Annotated in this window: 18 protein-coding genes and 1 tRNA gene; 7 read left to right on the top strand and 12 right to left on the bottom strand. The window is 71.2% G+C overall.

All coding sequences use genetic code 11. The features are described 5' to 3' along the window. Window positions 1–19 precede the first annotated feature (19 nt). On the top strand, window positions 20–538 hold the full coding sequence (locus tag D7D94_RS03470; protein WP_156241231.1) for a septum formation family protein: 519 nt from the start codon (window positions 20–22) through the stop codon (window positions 536–538). 73 nt (window positions 539–611) lie between these two features. Next, a complete protein-coding gene (locus tag D7D94_RS03465) occupies window positions 612–2,573 on the top strand; it encodes a glycoside hydrolase family 15 protein (RefSeq protein WP_216648686.1) in 1,962 nt (653 codons plus the stop codon). Window positions 2,574–2,577: 4 nt separating this feature from the next. On the opposite strand, the gene D7D94_RS03460 is transcribed toward D7D94_RS03465, so the two are convergent. The 4 genes from D7D94_RS03460 to arsB form a co-directional block, all read right to left on the bottom strand. Beyond that, window positions 2,578–3,939, bottom strand: a complete 1,362-nt coding sequence (locus tag D7D94_RS03460) for a glucose-6-phosphate dehydrogenase (RefSeq protein ID WP_156241230.1) — start codon at window positions 3,937–3,939, stop codon at window positions 2,578–2,580. A gap of 86 nt (window positions 3,940–4,025) precedes the next feature. Then, window positions 4,026–4,421, bottom strand: coding sequence for an arsenate reductase ArsC (locus D7D94_RS03455; protein WP_156241229.1), 396 nt, complete (start codon window positions 4,419–4,421; stop codon window positions 4,026–4,028). Beyond that, window positions 4,418–5,419: a metalloregulator ArsR/SmtB family transcription factor gene (locus D7D94_RS03450; RefSeq protein WP_156241228.1), complete on the bottom strand. Its 1,002-nt coding sequence runs from the start codon at window positions 5,417–5,419 to the stop codon at window positions 4,418–4,420. Before D7D94_RS03450 ends, D7D94_RS03455 begins: the two co-directional genes overlap by 4 nt. Continuing rightward, window positions 5,416–6,519 carry an ACR3 family arsenite efflux transporter gene (arsB, locus tag D7D94_RS03445; RefSeq protein ID WP_156241227.1) on the bottom strand — a complete coding sequence of 368 codons (1,104 nt, stop codon included), beginning with the start codon at window positions 6,517–6,519 and terminating at the stop codon, window positions 5,416–5,418. The genes D7D94_RS03450 and arsB overlap by 4 nt, the downstream gene beginning before the upstream one ends. A gap of 61 nt (window positions 6,520–6,580) precedes the next feature. Between arsB and D7D94_RS03440 the strand changes: the two genes are divergently transcribed. From D7D94_RS03440 to D7D94_RS03430, 3 genes are all read left to right on the top strand, one after another. Then, window positions 6,581–7,309, top strand: coding sequence for a B3/B4 domain-containing protein (locus D7D94_RS03440; protein ID WP_156241226.1), 729 nt, complete (start codon window positions 6,581–6,583; stop codon window positions 7,307–7,309). Window positions 7,310–7,386: 77 nt separating this feature from the next. Then, the gene (locus tag D7D94_RS03435) at window positions 7,387–7,905 is read left to right on the top strand and encodes a pyridoxamine 5'-phosphate oxidase family protein (RefSeq protein WP_156241225.1); all 519 of its coding nucleotides are present in this window, start codon (window positions 7,387–7,389) and stop codon (window positions 7,903–7,905) included. 69 nt (window positions 7,906–7,974) lie between these two features. Beyond that, window positions 7,975–8,436, top strand: a complete 462-nt coding sequence (locus D7D94_RS03430; protein ID WP_156241224.1) for a DUF3817 domain-containing protein — start codon at window positions 7,975–7,977, stop codon at window positions 8,434–8,436. A gap of 489 nt (window positions 8,437–8,925) precedes the next feature. Here D7D94_RS03430 and D7D94_RS03425 read toward each other — a convergent pair. The 5 genes from D7D94_RS03425 to dusB form a co-directional block, all read right to left on the bottom strand. Further along, window positions 8,926–8,998, bottom strand: a tRNA-Asn gene (locus D7D94_RS03425). A gap of 92 nt (window positions 8,999–9,090) precedes the next feature. After that, window positions 9,091–9,873, bottom strand: coding sequence for an ATP-binding cassette domain-containing protein (locus D7D94_RS03420; RefSeq protein WP_156241223.1), 783 nt, complete (start codon window positions 9,871–9,873; stop codon window positions 9,091–9,093). Between the two features lie 21 nt (window positions 9,874–9,894). Then, window positions 9,895–11,754, bottom strand: a complete 1,860-nt coding sequence (dnaG, locus tag D7D94_RS03415; protein WP_156241222.1) for a DNA primase — start codon at window positions 11,752–11,754, stop codon at window positions 9,895–9,897. Then, window positions 11,754–13,127, bottom strand: coding sequence for a deoxyguanosinetriphosphate triphosphohydrolase (locus D7D94_RS03410; RefSeq protein WP_156241221.1), 1,374 nt, complete (start codon window positions 13,125–13,127; stop codon window positions 11,754–11,756). Before D7D94_RS03410 ends, dnaG begins: the two co-directional genes overlap by 1 nt. Beyond that, window positions 13,117–14,271 carry a tRNA dihydrouridine synthase DusB gene (gene dusB, locus D7D94_RS03405; RefSeq protein WP_156241220.1) on the bottom strand — a complete coding sequence of 385 codons (1,155 nt, stop codon included), beginning with the start codon at window positions 14,269–14,271 and terminating at the stop codon, window positions 13,117–13,119. Before dusB ends, D7D94_RS03410 begins: the two co-directional genes overlap by 11 nt. Window positions 14,272–14,337: 66 nt before the next feature. Between dusB and D7D94_RS03400 the strand changes: the two genes are divergently transcribed. Next, window positions 14,338–14,838 (top strand): glutathione peroxidase, encoded by a 501-nt coding sequence (locus tag D7D94_RS03400; protein WP_156241219.1) that lies wholly within the window; start codon window positions 14,338–14,340, stop codon window positions 14,836–14,838. Between the two features lies 1 nt (window position 14,839). On the opposite strand, the gene D7D94_RS03395 is transcribed toward D7D94_RS03400, so the two are convergent. From D7D94_RS03395 to recO, 3 genes are read right to left on the bottom strand one after another with little or no spacing between them, the layout of a single operon-like run. Beyond that, window positions 14,840–15,520 (bottom strand): DsbA family oxidoreductase, encoded by a 681-nt coding sequence (locus D7D94_RS03395; RefSeq protein ID WP_156243300.1) that lies wholly within the window; start codon window positions 15,518–15,520, stop codon window positions 14,840–14,842. Between the two features lie 37 nt (window positions 15,521–15,557). Beyond that, window positions 15,558–16,358 carry an isoprenyl transferase gene (locus D7D94_RS03390; protein WP_156241218.1) on the bottom strand — a complete coding sequence of 267 codons (801 nt, stop codon included), beginning with the start codon at window positions 16,356–16,358 and terminating at the stop codon, window positions 15,558–15,560. Between the two features lie 19 nt (window positions 16,359–16,377). Further along, complete coding sequence (gene recO / locus D7D94_RS03385) at window positions 16,378–17,106, bottom strand: DNA repair protein RecO (RefSeq protein ID WP_156241217.1); 729 nt, start codon at window positions 17,104–17,106, stop codon at window positions 16,378–16,380. 36 nt (window positions 17,107–17,142) lie between these two features. On the opposite strand from recO, the gene D7D94_RS03380 reads away from it, so the two are divergent. Then, a complete protein-coding gene (locus D7D94_RS03380) occupies window positions 17,143–17,916 on the top strand; it encodes a trimeric intracellular cation channel family protein (RefSeq protein WP_156241216.1) in 774 nt (257 codons plus the stop codon). Window positions 17,917–17,964 lie beyond the last annotated feature (48 nt).

Raw genomic sequence — 17,964 nt, 5'->3', positions numbered from 1 at the left:
GCACACAGGAGATGCACCCATGACTCGCACGAACCCGGGCCGCGGCCTCCTCGTCGCCGGCGCCGCCGTCGCCCTCGCCTGCTCGCTGGCCGGATGCTCGAGCCTGGCGAACGCCCTCAACGGCGATGCTGCGTCCGACGACGAGACCCGGGAGGCGGCCGAGGGCGGCACGGTCGACGCGTTCTCCGTCGAGATCGGCGACTGCATCGCCAACCCCGGCGACGGCGAGATCACCGAGATCGAGGTCGTCCCCTGCGACGAGCCGCACGACGGCGAGGTCTACGACGAGGTGCGGATGGCCGATGGCGAGTGGCCGGGCGCGGGTGCGGTGGGAGACGCCGCCGAGGAGGGGTGCGTCGCGAAGTTCGAGGACTTCATCGGCATCCCCTACGACGGCGAGCCCGAGTCGTCGGTGTACGTGCAGTTCCTCACCCCGGTCGAGGAGACCTGGAACGAGCTCGAGGACCGCCTCATCTCCTGCGTCGTGTACATCCCCGGCGAGAAGATCACCGGCACGCTGAAGGACTCGCGCCGCTGACACGGCCATAGAGGTCGTGCGCGCGCCTGGCAAGGCCGCGCCGGATGGCCCTGGCCGGCTCTAGCGTGGACGCATGGCCTCTTCAGACGGATCCATCGCGCATCAGCCGACGCCGATCGAGGACTACGCCCTCGTCGGCGACATGCACTCGGCCGCCCTGATCTCGCGTGGGGGCAGCATCGACTGGCTGTGCCTGCCGCGCTTCGACTCCGAGTCGCTGTTCGCCGCGCTCCTCGACAGCGAGAAGGCGGGGCGATGGTCGCTGGCACCCGATGATGACGGCGCCGTCTCGGAGCGCGAGTACCTGCGCGACACCTTCGTGCTGCGCACGCTGTGGCGCACCGACGCGGGCGAGGCCGAGGTGCTGGACTTCATGCCGCTCGGCGACAACCGCCCGAACCTCGTGCGCCGCATCCGCGGCATCAGCGGCTCGGTCCGCTTCGCGGAGCGCTATGCCGTGCGCTTCGACTACGGAGCGGCCGTGCCGTGGGTGCGGCAGATCGAATACGGCGACCATCCGGCCATCCTCGCCACCGCCGGCCCCGGAACGGTCATCCGCCGCGGGCCGCGCGTGCACGCCGAGGGCCTCGAGCACGTCGCGGAGTACGACGTCGCCGAGGGCGAGACCGTCGACCTCGTGCTCACCTGGTATCCGTCGCACCGTCGACCCCCGAAGCCCCTCGACGTCGACGCCGCGATCGAGCAGACCGTGACGTGGTGGCGCGACTGGGCCGACCGCAGCGACCCGCCATCGCCCTACGACCAGGCCGTGCGACGGTCGCTTCTCGTGCTGCGCGCGCTCACCGACGAGGACACCGGCGGCATCTCCGCGGCGGCGACGACGAGCCTCCCGGAGACCGACGGGGGCGAGCGCAACTGGGACTACCGCTACGTATGGCTGCGCGACGCCGCGCTCACGATCGCCGTGCTCCTCACCCACGGATACCGGGAGGAAGCCGAGGAGTGGCGCGGATGGCTGCTGCGTGCGATCGCGGGCGACCCCGCCGACGTGCAGATCATGTACGGCATCGGCGGGGAGCGCCGTCTGGCCGAGTTCGAGCTGCCGGAGCTCGCCGGCTACGGCGGCGCGCGCCCGGTGCGCGTGGGCAACGGCGCGTACGAGCAGACGCAGTGGGACGTGTTCGGCGAGGTCATGGTCGCCCTGCACGGCGCGCGGCTCGCGGGCCTCGCGGAGACGGCGGCCTCCTGGCCGCTGCAGCACGCTCTGCTCGACTTCCTCGCCGAGAACTGGCAGCGCCCCGACCACGGCATCTGGGAGATCCGCGGCGAGCAGAAGCACTTCACGCACTCCCGCGCGATGGTGTGGGCGGCGTTCGACCGCGGGGCGCGGGGCGTGCGCGAGTTCGGACTCGACGGCGACGCCGAGCTCTGGCAGGATCTCGCCGACCGCCTGCGCGAGGAGATCCTCTCCCAGGGGTTCGACGAGAAGCGCGGCGCGTTCCGACAGCACTACGACACCGACGAAGTCGACGCCGCGCTGCTGCAGCTGCCGCAGATCGGCTTCATCGCGCCCGACGACGAGCGGATGACGGGTACGGTCGCGGCGATGGAGGAGGACCTCATGCAGGACGGCCTCCTGCTGCGGTACCGCACATCATCCGGCGTCGACGGGCTCAGCGGCGAGGAGCACCCGTTCCTCGCCTGCTCGTTCTGGCTCGTCGAGCAGTACGCCGCGTCGGGGCGCCTGCGCGATGCGGAGGAGCTCATGGAGCGTGGGCTCGCCGCCGCGAACGACGTCGGTCTCCTCGCCGAGGAGTACGACCCCGCGCGCAGCCGGCAGGTGGGCAACACGCCACAGGCGCTCTCGCACCTCGCGCTCGTCCGCGCCGCCGACGCGATCGCGGCGGCACGGCACGGGCGCGAGGAGGAGGCGCCCGGCGTGCGCGGCGAAGACGAGGCGAAGGCGGCCGACGGCGCTCCCCCGGCGCAGACGGCGGATGGCACGGAGGCGACCCCCGAGGAGGCGCGCGACGACGCGGGAGCCGACCTGCCGGAGCGGGACCCCGAGGAGTGACCGGTCAGCGGTCGGCGGCGCCCCAGCCCTCGGGCCCCGTGCTGCCGGCCGCGTAGTCCTCGAGCGGCACGTCGCCGGCGCGCCAGGCGGCGAGGACGGGCTCGACGATGCGCCAGCACTCCTCGGCGACGTCTCCGCGCACCGACAGCAGCGGATCGCCGTCGAGGATCCCCTCGAGCACCTGTCCGTACGGCAGGAGGTCGCCGGGATCCTTGTCGGTCGTCAGCGAGCTCTGCTCGATGGCGAACGGGTCGCCGCTGCCGTTCATGGTGAGCGCGAGCGTCACCTCGCCGGACTTGAGGTTCATGGCGATGCTGTCGCTGCGTGGGTCGCCCGAGAAGCCGGGGATGTGCGGGGCCGGCCGGAGGTGGAGCGTCACCGTCGTGATCTTCTTCGCCAGCGCCTTGCCCGACCGCAGCGTGAACGGCACGCCGCGCCAGCGCGGGGTCTGCACCTCGCAGGTCAGTTGAGCGAGCGTCTCCGTCTCGCGTGACGGGTCCACGCCCTTCTCGTCGACGTACGACGGGAGCTCCCGTTCCCCCACGGTGCCGGCGGTGTATCGGGCCCGCTTCGACGACGCGACCGGGTCGCCATCCCACACCCGCGTGTTGCGCAGCACCTGCGCGATCGCGGAGCGCAGCTCGACGTGGTCGAGCTTCGGCATCGGCTCCATCGCGACGAGCGCCAGCACCTCGAGCAGGTGGCTCTGCAGCATGTCGACGAGAGCTCCGGCGTTGTCGTAGTAGCCGCCGCGCCCCTCGAGGCCCAGCGTCTCGTCGTAGACGATCTCCACGCGCTCGACATCGCCCGCGCGCCACGCGGCGTCCATCACGCGGTTCGCGAAGCGCAGGCCGAGCAGGTTCAGCACCATCGACATCCCGAGGAAATGGTCGATGCGGTGGATCTGCTCTTCGGGTACGAGCAGGGTGAGCTGACGATTGAGACGGCGCGCGGTCTCGAGGTCGACGCCGAAGGGCTTCTCCAGCGCGAGGCGCGTGCCCTCGGGCAGGTCGACCTCGCGCAGCGCCTCGCACACGCGGGCGGTGACCGCCGGCGGCAGCGCGAAGTAGATGACGGGCGTGTGCGCGCACGCGTCGAGCAGGCGCCGCAGCTCGTCGGGCTTCGTGACATCGGCCTGGATGTACGACGTCTCCCCCAGCTTGGCGGGGTCGCCGTCGACCGTCGCGAAGCTCGACGCGACGATCTCCTGCCATTCCTCGCCGGATCGGTCGTCGAGCCCCGAGCCGATGACCTGCACGTCGTACTCGCGCCGGTTGAGCAGGCTTGCGAGGCCCGGAAGCAGCAGGCGCTTGGTGAGGTCGCCGCCCGCGCCGAGGATGAGGATGCTCGTGCTCGTCTTCGCCATGCCCCGACGGTATCGACGGGGAGGCGGCCCGGTCGAGGGCTTGCGTCGGGGCCGGGGCGGGACCATGATCCCGCCCCGAGGACGGATCAGACGAGCTCGTCGACCAGCTGCGCGATCCGCGCGCGGATGTCGTCGCGGATCGGACGCACGGCCTCGAGGCCCTGGCCTGCCGGGTCCTCGAGCTTCCAATCCTCGTAGCGCTTGCCGGGGAAGAACGGGCACGCATCGCCGCAGCCCATGGTGATGACGACGTCGGACGCCTGGACCGCCTCGGTGGTGAGGATCTTCGGCGTCTCCGCCGTGATGTCGACGCCGAGCTCGGCCATCGCCTCGACGGCGACGGGGTTGATCTGCTCGGCGGGCATGGAGCCGGCCGAGCGCACCTCGACGCGGTCGCCCGCGAGGTGACGGAGGAATCCAGCGGCCATCTGCGAGCGGCCGGCGTTGTGGACGCACACGAAGAGGACGGAGGGCTTGGTCATGCGGTGGCTCCTGAATCAGAGGCGGGAAGGAGGGTATCGAGCAGGTGGGCGACGCGGCGGGCGATGTCGTCTCGGATGGCCGTGGCGCCGGCTTCCGACGCGAGCGCCGGGTCGCCGACGACCCAGTCCTCGTATCGGACGCCGGGGATGATCGGGCAGACGTCGCCGCATCCCATCGTCACGACGACGTCGGCGGCGCGCACCGCGTCGTCGGTGAGGGGCTTGGGGAAGGGGTCGGGGTCAGCACCCGCGATCTCCGCGAGGAGCGGGCGCACCGTGGGGTGGATGTCGGCCGCCGGGTTCGATCCGGCGGAGCGAGCGATGACCCGCCCATCCGCCTCGCGGTTGAGGATCGCGGCGGCGAGCTGCGAGCGACCGGCGTTCGCCACGCAGACGAACAGCACCTGCGGCACGCCGGTGGCGCGGTCCCGCGCGATGTCGCTCAGGCGCTGACGGGCGAAGCGCTCGGTGAGCGGCAGCAGATGGCTCGTCAGGCGTGCCGAGCGGGCGAGGGATGTGTACGACTCCCGGACGATCGACGTGACGAGGTCGTCGCTGAGCGACGGATGGGCCGCTGTCAGCTCCCCCGCGAGGCGCGCGAGGGCGTCGTCGACGTTCTCGAGCCCGCCGTACTCGACGGGCGCGGGGTCGACCGCGACCGGGGCGAACGACTCCAGCAGCGCCGTGACGGCGGGGCGCAGCCGCGTCGCGACCCGATACCAGACCCACGTGCCGCGACGCTCGGCGGTGAGCATGCCCACGTCGCGCAGCACCTTGAGGTGATGCGAGACCGTCGGCTGGGAGACGTCGGCGAGTGCGGCGAGATCGCACACGCAGGACTCGCCGCGCGGGTCGGAGGCGATGGCCGAGAGCATCCGCAGCCGGAGCGGATCGGCCAGGGCTTTGAGCGTCGGCGCGAGCGCCGCCGCGGCGTGCTCGCCGATCGCGTGCGTGGGGACCGGCGAGCAGGTCTCGACGGGGATGGTGGCGGTGCTCATGCGGGCGTCCTCTCCGTTTCGAGTTCGACGGGCTGGCGGGGCTCGACGCCGAACCACGCGCGAGCCGCCCAGAGGGAGACGTACACGAGACCGACGAGGACGGGGACCTCGATGAGCGGGCCCACGACGCCCGCGAGCGCCTGGCCCGAGGTGGCGCCGAACGTGCCGATGGCGACGGCGATCGCGAGCTCGAAGTTGTTGCCGGCCGCGGTGAAGGCGAGCGTCGACGAGCGCGCGTAGCCGAGGCCGAGGGCGCGGCCGGTGAGCAGCCCGCCCAGCCACATGATCGCGAAGTAGGCCAGCAGCGGCAGCGCGATCCGCACGACGTCCCACGGGCGGTCGATCACCTGCTCCCCCTGCAGCGCGAACAGCAGCACGATCGTGAAGAGGAGGCCGTAGAGCGCCCACGGACCGATCCTCGGAAGGAAGCGCTCCTCGTACCACTGCCGTCCGCGGCGGCGCTCCCCCAGCCACCGCGACGCGAAGCCCGCGGCGAGGGGCACGCCGAGGAAGACGAGGACGTTGAGGGCGATCTCCCCCACGGAGACGTCGAGGCCCTCTCCGCCCAGCCCGAGCCATCCGGGGAGCACCTCGAGGTAGAACCAGCCGAGGAGCGAGAAGGCGACGACTTGGAAGACGGAGTTGATCGCGACGAGGACGGCCGCGGCCTCGCGGTCGCCGCACGCGAGGTCGTTCCAGATGACGACCATGGCGATGCAGCGGGCGAGCCCGACGATGATCAGTCCGCTGCGATACTCGGGGACGTCGGCGAGGAAGATCCAGGCCAGCGCGAACATGAGGGCGGGCCCGACGATCCAGTTGAGCAGGAGGGAGGAGACGAGCAGCTTCCGGTCTCCGGTGATCGCGGCGACGCGGTCGTACCGGACCTTCGCCAGCACGGGGTACATCATGACCAGCAGACCCAGCGCGATGGGCAGCGAGATCCCGCCGACCTCGAGGTGCTCGAGCGCCCCGCCGACAGCCGGCAGGAAGTGGCCGATCAGGAGTCCGGCGACCATCGCGAGGCCGATCCACACCGGGAGGCCGCGATCGAGTGCGGAGAGGCGGGGTCGCGCGGCGCGTTCGAGCTGTATCGACACGCTTCTATATTGACGGGGTTCTATGCTCTCTGCAACTCCGCCGCTTCGTTACTGTGCTCCCATGGACGAGACGCGAAGTGCCATCGGGAGCGATCACCTGCTCGAGGAGGCGCGTGTCGACGCTGACGTCTTTGCGTTGCGCCCCGATTACCGCGCGCTGCTGATCGTCGCCGAGGGGATCGAGCCGGGCCCGAGCGATGCGGAGAGCGAGCGACTCCTGTCCGAGGCCGAGGCGTCCGCACGGAAGGCGCTCGAGAGCAGGCCCGTCGAGGAGCTGCCGCACGTCGCCGCGTGGCGCGAGGCGTACCGCGCGTTCGGTGCGAAGCCGCAGCGCACGCGGAACAGCCTCGAGGCGCTCACCCGCCGTGCGGAGTCCGGGCTGCCGCGCGTGAATCGTCTCACCGACATCTACAACGCGATCTCGGTGCTGCATCAGATTCCGCTCGGCGGCGAGGACGCGGACCGCTACGCCGGCGCCCCGCGGCTGCTGCGCGCGTCGGGCGACGAGCGGTTCGACACCGTCGCAGGCGGCGAGCCCGTCGAGGAGCACCCCGAGCTCGGCGAGGTGGTGTGGACCGACGACGCCGGCGTCACCTGCCGGCGGTGGAACTGGCGACAGGGGCGCCGCACGCAGCTCACGAACGAGACAACGTCCGCGCTCTTCATCCTCGACGTCCTCGCGCCGGTCGACGACGATGCCCTCGCTCGCGCCTCGGAGCAGCTGCTGTCGCACCTGACGCGGCTCGGGCCATCCGTTCACACCGCGCAGCGGTTGATCGCGGCAGACTGAGCTCGGGCTTGCCCTCCGCCCGTCCGCGGCGGTTGACTGGCCGGAGGACGCGAAGGTGCAGGAGCGGAGGAAGCGCGATGGCCGACGACAGCGGATCGAAGCTCACCACGGCGGAGTCCTGGCAGCGGGTGGAGTCCTCGGATCTCGCCCGGCTGGCGGTCATCCGCGCGGACGGGACCCCGGACCTGTTCCCCATCAACTACACCGTGCACGCGGGCAATGTGTACCTGCGCACGGGCTCGGGCGGGAAGCTCCGGAACCTCACGGCGCACCCGACTGTCGCGTTCGAGGTCGACGGGGTCGACGACACGCACCACTGGAGCGTGGTGATACGCGGCACCGCCACGGAGATCCAGGTCGACTCCGAGGTCGCGGCCTCCGGCGTGCGGGCTGTCTCGACCGCCGACCCGACGCACAAGCCGCACTTCGTGCGTCTGAACCCGACGAGCATCACCGGCCGCCGATTCCCGAAGGACGCGCCGCGAGCTGCCGCGCCCGAAGGCGCTCGGCACGACGCTCCCCTGCCACCGGTCCCGCCCGTCGGGCCCGGCAAGCCCCAGTCGATCCCTCACTTCCCGCCGCCGCCCAGCTCCTGACGACCGCGGGCGTCGACCGGATCCTCAGTCGAGGCTCTCTAGCCTGAGGGGAACCGACCGAGGAGAGCCGTGTTCCGACGCCCTGCAGCCCTGTTCCGCACGCTTGCGATCGCCGAGGCGATCTCGTGGACTCTCCTGATCGGAGGGATCGTGCTGCGAGCGATGACCGGCGAGCCGAGGGGCGTGTCGATCGGCGGGGCCGTGCACGGCTTCGTCTTCCTCTCCTACGGAGCGGTCGTCATCCTCGTCGCGATGAATCAGCGCTGGGGGGTCGGCCGGTTCGCGGTCGCGCTGCTCAGCGCTGTGATCCCCTACGCGAGCGTTCCCGCGGAGGTCAGGCTGCAGCGGTCGGGAGCGCTCGAGGGCGACTGGCGCACATCGGCCGGCACGGACCCGCGGGACGCGACCTGGCACGACCGCGCGCTGCGGGCGGTGCTGCGCCACCCGGTGCGCTCCGGCATCGGCGCCGTGCTGGCGGTCGCGGTGGTGTTCACCGCGCTCCTGCTGATCGGCCCGCCCGGCGGGCGGTGACATCGGGACATCGCTTCCCGGGCTCTTGACGCGAGAAACGCACCACTGAACCGGAGGGCCCCAACTTCGGTGGTGCCCAACTCGCCCAATGACGGGCGATAACACGAGAAGCGCACCACCGAACCCGAGCGCTCGAACTTCGGTGGTGCCGAACTCGCCCAATGACGGGCGATAACGCGAGAAGCGCACCACCGAACCCGAGCGCTCGAACTTCGGTGGTGCCGAACTCGCCCCATGACGGGCGATAACGCGAGAAACGCACCACCGAACGCGAGGGCCCCAACTTCGGTGGTGCCGAACTCGCCCAATGACGGGCAATAACACGAGAAGCGCACCACCGAATCCGAGGACCCGCGCTTCGGTGGTGCCGAACTCGCCGATAGGCGGGCGATAACGCGAGAAGCGCACCACCGACCCTGACGACCCGAAGCCTGCGCCCCGCATCGGGCAAAGGGAAAGGGCCCGTCCGATGGACGGGCCCTTCACACGCTCCCCGGCTTGGACTCGAACCAAGAACCTGCCGGTTAACAGCCGGCTGCTCTGCCAATTGAGCTACCGAGGATCACTCCTCTGCCCCGTCTCCGGGGCAACTCCCCTAGCTTAGCAAACCCGCGCGGGCAGACGCCAAACCGAGCCGCGCACGCGGGCGTGTCGTCACGCGACGAGGAGCGTCTCGGTGCTCTTCGTGCCGGGCGTCCACTCCAGGTGCTGCGAGTCCCCGGCCGCGACGACGTGCCCCGAGCGCAGGATCAGCCGGTCCGCCGACAGCTCGCGCGCGAGATCCGGATCGTTCGTGACGAGAAGGGCGGCCATCCCCCACTCCTGCTGCCGCCGGCGGATGGCATCGAAGATGACGTGACGCACCTCGAGACCGATGTTCGCCATCGGCTCGTCCGCGATGAGCACGCGCGGGTCGAGGACGAGCGCCCGCGCGAATGCGACGCGCTGCCGCATGCCGGCGCTCAGCTCGTAGGGGAACTTCGACGCCGCCCCGAGCGGCAGGTGCATCTCGTCGAGCAGCGCGGCGACGCGGACGGCGAGCGCGCGCTGATTGACCCGCCGATCGCGCGAGGTGATCGGCTCGGTGATGACCTCCGACACGGTGAGGCGCGAGGGCAGACCCGAGCCGCCGCCCTGCGGCACATAGCCCGAGCGGTAGGTGAGCACACGATGTGCGCGACCCGGATGGCGCACGGAGATGCCCGTGACGAACGCGTCACCGCCGCTGACCGTGATGGAGCGATCCCGCGTGCCGGCGAGCACCGACGCCAGACTCGACTTGCCCGATCCCGTGGGCCCGGCGATGCACAGCGTGCTCCCGACCGGCAGCGTCGCGGTCACGCCGTCGACCGCGCGGATGGCGTGCCCCTTCCCCGAGCGCGCGACGCTCAGATCGTCGCAGCGGATGGCGTTCTCGGTGTCGTCGGGTACGCGCATCCTCCCATCCTGCCTTGCCGGTCAGGCTTCGTCGAGCAGCTGGCGCCGGTCGATGTCGAGGTCGCGCAGGCGCATCCGCACCGCGCGCCCCTCCTCGGAGGCCGGCGCCACACGCTGCACGGCGCCGAGCAGCTCGTTCTTCTCCGCGTCGATCGCCCGCAGCACGATGCGCCGGCAGAGGTCGTTCACCGAGACGACCGCACGCTCCTCGTTGACGGCCGGGAAGTCGCGCGTGATGAGCTCGGCCGCGAGCGACCGGTACGGCTCCCGCACCATCTCGACCGCGGCCACCGACCATCCGATCTTCGACCGGTCGACGGCCTCGACCGCGACGCGCACGGCCTCGAGCGCGGGCGTGCGGAACGGCAGCGACAGCGCGCGGTGCAGCAGGTCCGGCTCCACGCGATGCCCGTACTGCAGGATGCCGGTGAGCGCGTCGCGCTCGATGGCCGTGTCCGTGCCGCGCGGCAGGGTCGCGAGAGAGACGCGGATGGCCGGGGCCGGCTGCCCGTCCGATGCCTCGGTGCGCGCTTCGGGGCGACGCTGATCGGCTCCGCCCTGGCGCGCGACGCGCTCGACCTCCCCGTGCACCTCGGTCGGGTCCATGCCGAGCCGGCGCGCGAGCACCCGCTCGTACCCGGGGCGCAGCAGCCGGTCGCGGATCTCGGCGACGATCGGCGCCGCAGACCGCAGCGCCCCGACGCGCCCCTCGACCGTGCCGAGGTCGAAGCGGGAGACCGCGCGGTCGATGACGAACTCGAACATCGGCACCTTGTGGTCGACGAGCGTCCGCACGGCGCCGTCGCCGCGCTGCAGCCGCAGGTCGCAGGGGTCGAGCCCATCGGGCGCCACCGCGACGAAGGTCTGCGCGTTGAAGCTCTTCGCGTCGGTGAACGCGCGGATGGCCGCCTTCTGCCCCGCGGCGTCGCCGTCGAACGTGAAGACGACCTCGCCGGACGCCGAGGAGTCGCCCATCACGCGGCGGAGCACCGTCACGTGCTCGCTGCCGAAGGCCGTGCCGCACGTGGCGATCGCGGTGGTCACGCCGGCGAGGTGGCAGGCCATGACGTCGGTGTAGCCCTCGACGACGACCACGCGGCGCGGATCGCCGCGGGAGATGTCGCGCTTGGCGAGGTCGAGACCGTACAGCACCTGCGACTTCTTGTAGATCGGCGTCTCGGGGGTGTTGAGGTACTTCGGGCCCTGATCGTCGTCGTAGAGCTTGCGCGCGCCGAAGCCGACGGTCTGCCCGGTCACATCGCGGATGGGCCACATCACGCGGCCGCGGAAGCGGTCGTAGATCCCGCCGCGCTGGTTCGTCGACACGAGGCCCGCCGTCGTGAGCTCCTCGCGAGTGAAGCCCTTCGCCGTCAGGGCGTTCAGCAGGTGGTCCCACCCCTTCGGCGCATAGCCCACGCCGAAGTGCGCGGCCGCTCCGGCATCGAACCCTCGCTCGCCCAGGAAGCGGCGTGCGGCCTCCGCCTCGGGCGAGACGAGCTGCGAGCGGAAGTATTCGCCGGCGGCGGCGTTTGCCGCGAACAGACGCGCGCGACCGCTCGTCTCGGGCGCGGGGCCGCCATCCTCGTAGTGGAGGGTGTAGCCGATGCGCCCGGCGAGCTTCTCCACGGCCTCCGTGAACGAGACGTGGTCCATCTCGCGCAGGAACGTGTAGACGTCGCCCGACTCGCCGCAGCCGAAGCAGTGGTAGAAGCCCACCTGCGGCCGCACGTGGAAGCTCGGGCTCTTCTCATCGTGGAACGGGCAGAGCCCCTTCATCGACCCGACGCCGGCCGACTTCAGCGCCACCCGCTCGCCGACGATGTCGGCGATGTTGGTCCGCGCCTTCACCTCGTCGACGTCGGCCTGCCGGATGCGCGGCATCAGGCCACCTGCGAGGTGCGCGCGGCCTTCGACGCTCCGTCACGGCGTCCGGGGCGCGGAGCCCAGATCCCCACCTGCGCCGGGTCCACCTCGCCGACGAGCCGGCTGTGCCAGGCGACCGCGGTCTGGTCGGTGAGCGAGGCGACCTGGTCGACGACCACCCGGGTGCGGGCGGCGTCGGTGTCGGCGGCGAGGAAGTCCGCCGCGAACGCCGGCTCGAGCGCGTCCGCGCCTGTCGACCAGAGGGCATCCGTCGACACCAGCGCGTCGGCGACGCGCTTGAGCACACGCCGCTGCTCGGCGTAGATGTTGCGGCGCTCGTCGATCGTGACGATCGTCGCGCCCATCAGGCCCTTGAGCACCGCGATCTCGACCTCGACCTCGCGCGGCACGACGACGTGGCCGTTGTAGCGCGTCAGCGACGCGGCGGGATAGGCGGCCCGCGTGGCGTCGACCGCCGCGCGGGCGAACCGGCCGATGAGGTCGCTCGTGAGGTTCTTCAGGCGCGCGAGGTCGCCGCGCGAGCGATCGAACGTGCGCATCCACATCGGCAGCCGGGTGAGACGGTAGAGCCCCTCGGCGAGCTCGTCGCGCGGGTAGTCATAGCCCACCCACTCCTGCACGCGGCCGATGAGCGGATGGTGCGCGAGCGGATCGCTGACGTGCTCGAGATCGAGGTAGCCGTTGACGACGGCGTCCTCGAAGTCGTGGACGGAGTACGCGATGTCGTCGGAGAGGTCCATGACCTCCGCCTCGATGCAGCGCTCCTTGTCGGGCGCGCCCTGGCGCAGCCACCGGAACACGTCCTCGTCCTCGGGGTACACGCCGAACTTCAGCCGGCCGCCCGGATCGAGCACGGGGTCGGCGACCGTCCACGGGTACTTGCAGGCGGCGTCGAGCGTCGCGCGGGTGAGGTTCAGCCCGTGCGAGCGCTCGTCGTCGAGCACCTTCGCCTCGAGGCGCGTGAGGATGCGCAGGCTCTGCGCGTTGCCCTCGAACCCGCCGATGCCTGCCGCCCACTCGTTGAGGGCCTTCTCGCCGTTGTGCCCGAAGGGCGGATGGCCCAGGTCGTGGCTGAGGCACGCCGCGTCGACGACGTCCTCGGCGAGACCGAGGGCGGTGCCGAGCTCGCGGCCGACCTGCGCGACCTCGAGGGAGTGCGTGAGGCGGTTGCGGGCGAAGTCCGCGGGGCTGGCCGGGCTCAGCACCTGCGTCTTCGCGGCGAGCTGACGCAGTGCCGCCGAGTGGAGGACGCGCGCACGGTCGCGGGCGAAGTCATCCCGATGCGAGCGGTGATTCTCGTGATGGAAGCGCTCGGCGTCGGCGTCGGTGTACCCGGCCGGACGCGGAACGACGATGTGCTCAGCCCCCACTGGTGTCCAGCTCCGCGTCGCGCAGCTCGCAGCTGTCGGCCTCGCCCAGATCGCGCGAGTCCAGCCATCCCTCGGGCAGGACCGGACGCTTGGGCGTGCCCGCGCGTCCGCGCTGACCCTCGGCCGCGGCGCCCGGGTACGGGGCGTCGTGGTCCAGCTCGCCGAGAAGGTCGTCGATCTCGGCCAGGCTCGACGCCGTCGCGAGACGCGCGCGCAGGTCGCCGCCCACGGGGTAGCCCTTGAAGTACCAGGCGACGTGCTTGCGGATGTCGCGGCAGCCGCGGTCCTCGTCGTCGAAGAACTCCACGAGCAGCTCGGCATGCCGGCGGAACGCCTGCGCGACGAAGCCGAGGGTGGCGTCCACTTCCACACCCTCTGCACCGAAGGCGGCGGCGAGGTCGCCAAACAGCCACGGTCGCCCGAGGCACCCGCGCCCGACGACGACGCCGTCGCACCCGGTCTCGTCCATCATCCGCAGCGCGTCGTCCGCCGACCAGATGTCGCCATTGCCGAGCACGGGGATGCTCGTCACGGCCTCCTTGAGCTTCGCGATCGCTGACCAGTCCGCCTGCCCCGAATAGAACTCGGAGGCGGTCCGCGCGTGCAGCGCGACGGCGGCCGCTCCCGCGTCCTCCGCGATCCGGCCCGCGTCGAGGTACGTGAGGTGGTCGGCGTCGATGCCCTTCCGCATCTTCACCGTGAGCGGGATGTGGCCGGCCGCCTCGACGGCCTGCTCGACGATGTCCCGGAAGAGCCCGAGCTTCCACGGCAGGGCGGAGCCGCCGCCCTTGCGGGTCACCTTCGGCACGGGGCAGCCGAAGTTGAGGTCGATGTGGTCGGCCCGGTCCTCCTCGGCGATGATGCGGGCCGCGGCGGCGATGGTCTCGGGGTCGACGCCGTAGAGCTGGATCGACCGCGGCGACTCGGACTCGTGGTGGCGGATGAGGCGCATCGTGGCGGCGTTGCGCTCGACGAGCGCGCGCGAGGTGATCATCTCGCTCACGTAGAGGCCGCCGCCGTACTCGCGGCAGAGACGCCGGAAGGCGGTGTTGGTGATGCCGGCCATCGGCGCGAGCACGACGGGCACGCCGATGTCGAGGGCGCCGATGCGCAGAGTGCGCTGAGGGTTCAGGACGGTGGTCACCTATCGATTCTCCCAGACGACGGCAGGGACGATACCGAGTGTGGATGGCCGCCGTAGGCTGAGCGCATGAGCGACCTCCCCGACGTCCGCAGCATCCCCTTCCACGACGCCGAGGGCGTCGAGCGGACCCTCGCCGACTACGGCGACGACCACGTGTTCCTCGTCGTGAACGTCGCCTCGAAGTGCGGCCTCGCGCCCCAGTACGAGCAGCTCGAGGAGCTGCAGCGCACGTACGGCGAGCGGGGCCTGACGGTCATCGGCTTCCCCTGCAACCAGTTCCTCGGACAGGAGCCGGGATCGATGGAGGAGATCCTCGACTACTGCGCGACGACGTGGGGCGTGAGCTTCCCGATCGCCGACAAGGTCGAGGTCAACGGCTCCCGCACCGTCCCGCTCTACAAGGCGCTCAAGAAGACCAAGGACGGCGTCGGGCTGTCCGGGCCGATCGCCTGGAACTTCGAGAAGTTCCTCGTGCTGCCCTCGGGCGAGGTGCGCCGGTTCCGCCCGCCGGTGAAGCCGGACTCCGCCGACATCGTCGGGGCGATCGAGGCCGCGCTCCCGCGCTGACTCAGGCCGCGTCGCCCGCGGCGGACCGGTGCTCAGCCCACACCTGGCGAGCCACCTGCGCGAACGCCTCGGGCGGCTGCGCGCCACTCACGCCGTAGCGACCATCGATGACGAAGAACGGCACGCCGTTGATGCCGTACGCGCGCGCCTGCTCCTGGTCGCGACGCACGTCCACGACGTGCCGGTCGCTCTCGAGAGCCTCGCGCGCGCCATCCGCGTCGAGACCCACCTCGGCGGCGAGGTCGACGAGGTCGTCGACGCGCCCCACGTGGCGGCCCTCGGTGAAGTAGGCCTGCAGCAGGCGCTCGGTCATCTCGAGCTGACGGCCCTGCGCCTTCGCGTGGTGGATGAGCTCGTGCGCCTTCACGGTGTTGGTGTGCTTGAGGATGTCGAAGCGGTACTCGAGTCCCGCCCCTGCGGCGACCTCGGTCACCCGCGCGAGCATCTGCTCGACCTGCTCCGCAGCCATCCCCTTGTGTCCGGCGAGGAAGTCCAGCTCGCTGCCGTCGAAGTCGACGGGCGTATCGGGCGCCAGCTCGAACGAGTGGTAGGTCACCTCGACGCGCGGCGCGTCGTCGTCTCCGGCCACCTCAGCCAGCCCCGATTCGAGATTCCGCTTGCCGATGTAGCACCAGGGGCAGGCGATATCGCTCCACACGTCGATCTTGATCGCATCCGTCACATCGTCTGCAACGGCGGCGACGGGCATCCCATTCCCGTCAGACGGTCGGAGTGTCGACCGCTCCCCCGTAGCGTCGGTCGCGGCTGTGGAAGATGCGGATGGCCTCCCACAGGTCGGCCCGGGTGAAGTCCGGCCAGAGGCGATCGAGGAACACCATCTCGGCGTACGCGGCCTCCCACAGCATGAAGTTCGACGTGCGCTGCTCGCCGCTCGAGCGGATGAACAGGTCGACATCCGGCATGTCGGGCACGTACAGCCGCTTCGCGATCGCCTTCTCGGTGATGGCGGAGGGCTTCAGCCGCCCTGCCTTCACCTCCTCGGCGAGCTCGCGCACCGCGTCGACGATCTCGTAGCGCCCGCCGTAGTTCACGCACATCGTGAAGGTCATCGTGCGGTTGCCGGCGGTGAGCTTCTCCGCCTCCTGCAGGTCCTTGATGACCGAGCCCCACAGCCGCGGCTTCCGCCCCGCCCAGCGGATGCGGACATCCCACTCGTTGAGCTGGTCGCGGTAGCGGTGCAGCACGATGCGGCTGAAGTTCATGAGGAAGCGCACCTCCTCGGGCGAGCGCTTCCAGTTCTCCGTCGAGAACGCGTACACCGAGAGGTGCTTCACGCCCGCCTGCACGGCGCCCGCGACGACATCCAGCAGCTGCTCGATCCCCTGGCGGTGCCCCTCGACGCGCGGCAGCCCCTGCCGGTTCGCCCAGCGCCCGTTGCCGTCCATCACGATCGCGACGTGCTCGGGCACCGGCCCCGCGAACCGCGGCGGCGTGAGACCCGTCCAGTCGAGGGGCTTGTACGGCACCGCGTCGCGGTGAGTGTAGGGCTTCGGGGTCATCGGCTCTCTCGCAGGGTCGTCAACGGTGCTTCTCGACGTGGCTGAACGAGCGGATGGCCCGCTCGAGATGGAACTGCGCGTATGCGGCGACGAGGCCGGACGCGGCGGAGAGGTCGCGACTCGGTGTCGCATCGACGCGCTCCCAGTCGCCCTGCAGCAGGGCCGCGAGAAGCGACAGACCGGAGCGCCCGATCCGCGGGCTGCCGGCCGGCGCGCACGCCTCGCAGACGCTGCCGCCGAGCTGTCCGACGAAGCGGTCGTGCGGGCCGGGCGCCCCGCAGCGCGCGCAGTCCTCGAACGAGAGCGCCCATCCGGACAGGGCCATGGCGCGCAGGAGATAGGAGTCCATGATCGCCTGCGGGGCGTGCTCGCCCCGCGACAGCGCGCGCAGCGCACCGACGAGCAGGAAGAACTGCTGGGACGTCGACTCCGCTTCGTTCACGCGGTCGGCCGCCTCGACCATGGCGCTGGCGGCCGTGTACCGCTCGTAGTCGGCGACGATGTCGGCGCCGTACGAGCCCAGCGAGTCGGCCTGCTGCACGATGTCGAGGTTGCGCCCGATGTAGAACTGCGCGTCGACGACCATGAACGGCTCGAGCCGGGCGCCGAACTTCGACGACGTGCGCCGCACGCCCTTGGCGACCGCGCGCACGCGGCCGTGCTGCTTCGTCAGCAGCGTGACGATCCGGTCGGCTTCGCCCAGCTTGTGGGTTCGCAGCACGACGGCTTCGTCTCGATAGGTGGGCACCGTTCGATTATCGAGCCTGTGCGGGAGGATGGACGCGTGACCGAGCCGCTCTTCGTCATCCCCCTGTGGGCCGATCTCCTCGCCGTCGGGCTCGGCGGCATCCAGGGGGCACTGTTCGCGTCGGGCTTCCGCGGCCGCGCACGGCTGGACTTCCTCGGCGTGGCCATCATCGGCACCATGATCGGGATGGGCGGCGGCATCATCCGCGACATCCTCCTGGGCACGACGCCGGCCACTCTCCAGAACAACTGGTACCTCGTCACCGCCGTCGGCGCGTCGCTCGTGGGCATGCTGCTCGCGGGCATCTTCGACCGGCTGAACCGCGCGATCGTCATGCTCGACGCCGTCGTCATCGGGATGTTCGGCGCCTTCGGCACCGCGAAGGCCCTCGCGAACGGCATCCCGATCATCCCGGCGATCTTCATCGGAGCGTGCGCGGCGGTCGGCGGCAGCGTCGTCCGCGACATCGCGATGGGACTCCCCGTCGCGATCATGCATGTCGGCTCGCTCTACGCGGTGGCGGCCGTCGTCGGCAACACCGCCCTCGCGCTGTCGTTCGCGTTCGGCATGCCGATCGCCGCCGCCGCCGCGCTCGGCATCGCGCTCACGACCGTGATCCGCGTGCTCGCGGTGGTGTTCGACCTGTCGCTCCCCGAGCAGCGGCGGCTCAACCGACGCCGCGTCGCCCTGGAGACGCGGGAGATCCCGATCGTCTCCGCGTCGGACCTGCCTTCCGCGCCGGACCTCGGGCAGACCGGCGCGATCATCCTCCCCGACGACATCACCAAGCCGCGCGACGAAGACGGCTGAGCCCCGGCCATCCGCTCGGGATGGCCGGGGCTCAGCGGAACCGGACGG

The sequence above is a fragment of the Microbacterium oryzae genome, from assembly GCF_009735645.1.
Lineage (GTDB): Bacteria > Actinomycetota > Actinomycetes > Actinomycetales > Microbacteriaceae > Microbacterium > Microbacterium oryzae.
Note: the sequence above shows the minus strand (reverse complement) of the source record. Positions and strands in the feature narration are given on the sequence as shown.

Coding starts and splice junctions, on each gene's coding strand:
- D7D94_RS03465 (WP_216648686.1), top strand. CDS start 612: ATGGCCTCTTCAGACGGATCCATCGCGCATCAGCCGACGCCGATCGAG.
- D7D94_RS03460 (WP_156241230.1), bottom strand. CDS start 3,939: ATGGCGAAGACGAGCACGAGCATCCTCATCCTCGGCGCGGGCGGCGAC.
- dnaG (WP_156241222.1), bottom strand. CDS start 11,754: ATGCCGCGCATCCGGCAGGCCGACGTCGACGAGGTGAAGGCGCGGACC.
- D7D94_RS03400 (WP_156241219.1), top strand. CDS start 14,338: ATGAGCGACCTCCCCGACGTCCGCAGCATCCCCTTCCACGACGCCGAG.
- D7D94_RS03440 (WP_156241226.1), top strand. CDS start 6,581: ATGGACGAGACGCGAAGTGCCATCGGGAGCGATCACCTGCTCGAGGAG.
- D7D94_RS03390 (WP_156241218.1), bottom strand. CDS start 16,358: ATGACCCCGAAGCCCTACACTCACCGCGACGCGGTGCCGTACAAGCCC.
- D7D94_RS03420 (WP_156241223.1), bottom strand. CDS start 9,873: ATGCGCGTACCCGACGACACCGAGAACGCCATCCGCTGCGACGATCTG.
- D7D94_RS03450 (WP_156241228.1), bottom strand. CDS start 5,419: ATGAGCACCGCCACCATCCCCGTCGAGACCTGCTCGCCGGTCCCCACG.
- D7D94_RS03435 (WP_156241225.1), top strand. CDS start 7,387: ATGGCCGACGACAGCGGATCGAAGCTCACCACGGCGGAGTCCTGGCAG.
- D7D94_RS03470 (WP_156241231.1), top strand. CDS start 20: ATGACTCGCACGAACCCGGGCCGCGGCCTCCTCGTCGCCGGCGCCGCC.
- D7D94_RS03455 (WP_156241229.1), bottom strand. CDS start 4,421: ATGACCAAGCCCTCCGTCCTCTTCGTGTGCGTCCACAACGCCGGCCGC.